We start from the raw sequence: 2,577 nt of genomic DNA on the forward strand, positions 1-2,577 counted from the left end.
GGGTTGGCGTCCTCGGCGGTGTAGTCGCCGAGGAAGAGCCCGTCGGGCACCTCGGCTGGACCCGTGAACCAGCGATCGCCGGTCCCGCTGACCTGCACGCCGAAGTCGGTGCCGTTGCGCGCCATCGCCACGACGACGGAGCACCCGGGGATGTCGCGTGCCGGGTCCATGGTGGCCTTGACCGACGGCATCCCGAGGTTCAGGAAGAAGTGCTCGTTGCCGTTGACGAACCGCACGACGTCGGCGAGGTCGGACGGGTCGATACCAGCCTCCAGCAGCGGCGGAACGACCTCCTTGACGATCATGGCCGAGGCGGCACGGTTGCGGTTGTGGAGCTCGTCGCCCATCTGCAGCGCCTGGGTGATGATGGCGCGAAGGTCGAGCGAACCGAGCCGCTGTACCGCTGCGTCCAGCGCCGGGCCGAGCACCTGCTGCATCCAGTTCAGGCGGTCGATCACCTCGGGCGCGTACGCGCCGTACCGCAGCACCTTGCCGAGACCCTCGTTCAAGGTGCAGAACGCCTGGTTGCCGAACGTCTGGTTCTCGATCACGAACATCGGCATCGACGGCGACACGACGCCCGCCATCGGTCCGACCGCGGCGTGGTGGTGGCAGGGCGACAGCTCGAGCTTCCCGGCCGCGCCGATGGACTCGGCCTCCTCGGGGGTGTCGGCCATCCCCTCGTAGAGCATCGCGGCGATCAAAGCGCCACGTATCGGGCCGGACGCGCGCTCCCAGGTGATGGGGGGACCGGCGTGGAGGAACTGCCCCTTCTCGATCCCGACGGCGTCGCTGGCGGTCCGGATACCGACCCAGTGCGGCTCGGCCGCGGTGATGCGCTCGAGCGCCGTTGCGTTGGCCTGGGCCGTGCGGGGGTCGGCGGCGATGCGGGCGAGGGGCCCCGCGAGACTGGCCTCGACCGGGGGACGCCAGTCGACCGGCACGACCTCGACGGCTTGGTCACGGAGGGTCGATTCGAACAGCTCGACCCCGGCGGTGACCACGCGTGGCGGACCGGCGAGCAACGCCGCGAGATGATCCACGTTCTCGGTGGGGGTGGTCACGAGCGGTCCTCCCGGTCGGTCCGGACGAGGTCGCCCGGTCGGCTGCTGGTGGCGTCGGGGACGACCGTCACGACCGACCTCCGATCAGCTCGATGGCCTTCCGAGCCGCGTGAGCGTTCGAGAGGTGGACCGAGGCGCCGGCGGCGACGAACGTCTCGGCCTGCCGGTCCCTGCCCTGGGGGTCGCCGCTCGAGCCGCAGAGCGACACGACGACGGCGAGATCGTCGACGGCGTCGGCGATCGCGGTCTCGATGGCGGGCGCGAGCTCCGATGCGGGGTCGGCGTGCGCGCCGTGGCCGAGCACGACGTCGAGCAGGAGCACCTTGCCGCCCGGTCGCGCCGCCTCGGCGGTGATGCGCTCGAGGCGGAGCGACTGGTCGATCATCGGGTGGGGTCGGCCCGCGGTGAACTCGTCCTCGCCGAGGTCGACCAGGACGTGACCGCTCGTGTCGAGCCCGTCGACGAGCCCGGTCGCTCCGGGGAGCGAGACGTTCGAGGCGACCTCGCCGAACGCGTCGGCGACCAGCAGCGTGGCCTCCTGGCAGAGCGTCCCGCCAGCGAACAGGCCGCGCAGCTCGACGTAGGTCCCCTGAGGTTCGGTCGGGGCCGGCCACCACCTCGGTTCCTCGAAGCTCCGGCCGAGCGCGTCGGCCACCTCGGCGGTGATGGCCGTCAGGTCGCGCTCGCCGGGACCGAGCAGCCCGAGCACCACCGGCGTGGTGCACGCGTCGGCGGCGTCACGGACGGCGGCGGCGACGGCCTCCGCCGGGGGCTTGGAGAGCACGACGATCAGGTCGGTGGCGGGGTCCTCGTCGAGCGCGCGGAGGGCCTGGAGCGTGGACCGGCCACCGATGGCCTCCTTGAGGTCGCGGCCGCCGACCCCGAGGACGTGGGACACGCCGATGCCAGCGTCGTCGAGGAGGCAGGTCAGCTGCTGGGCACCGGTGCCGGAGGCGGCGACGATGCCGACGGGACCGGGTTGGATCACGTTCGCGAACCCCAGGCCGACCCCGGCCACGATGGCGGTCCCGGCGTCCGGGCCCATCACGAGCAGGCCGCGGTCGGCGGCTTCGGACTTCAGTGCCACCTCGGCGTCGACCGGGACGTTGTCGCTGAACAGCATCACGTGCAGCCCGGCACGGATGGCGTCGAGCGCTTCGAGGTACGCGTGCTCGCCGGGGGTCGAGATGAGCGCGAGGTCGGCGGGTTCCCCGCCGCTGGCGGCCGCGGCTGCCCCGTCACGGACGGTACGTGGCGGTGGGCCGTCGCCGAACCCGGCCTGTCCGCCGCCGGAGCTGGCGGCCAGCGCCGCCTCGACCTCGGCGAGCGCCGCAGCGATCGCGTCACCGTCCGCGGCGCGGATGGCGACGATCATGTCGTTCGGGCCGGTATCGACGTCGTCGAACCCCATGCCAGCGAGCAGCCCGAGGTTCAGCTCGGTGGCCATGGCGACGAGCGCCTTGGTGACCCCGTCCACGTCACCGACGCGGCGGCTGACCTGCATCAGGCTCAC

2 protein-coding genes are annotated in these 2,577 nt (G+C 72.5%); both read right to left on the reverse strand.

All coding sequences use genetic code 11. The annotated features are described in order from the left end of the window. Window positions 1–1,064, reverse strand: a 1,064-nt coding sequence (locus tag WEB03_RS08845; RefSeq protein ID WP_368070586.1) for a DUF1116 domain-containing protein, incomplete at its 3' end; no start/stop codon positions are given. Between the two features lie 67 nt (window positions 1,065–1,131). Continuing rightward, on the reverse strand, window positions 1,132–2,577 hold a 1,446-nt coding region (locus tag WEB03_RS08850), incomplete at its 5' end, for an FdrA family protein (RefSeq protein ID WP_368070587.1).

It is taken from the genome of Nitriliruptor sp., from assembly GCF_040882075.1.
Classification (GTDB): Bacteria; Actinomycetota; Nitriliruptoria; order Nitriliruptorales; family Nitriliruptoraceae; genus Nitriliruptor.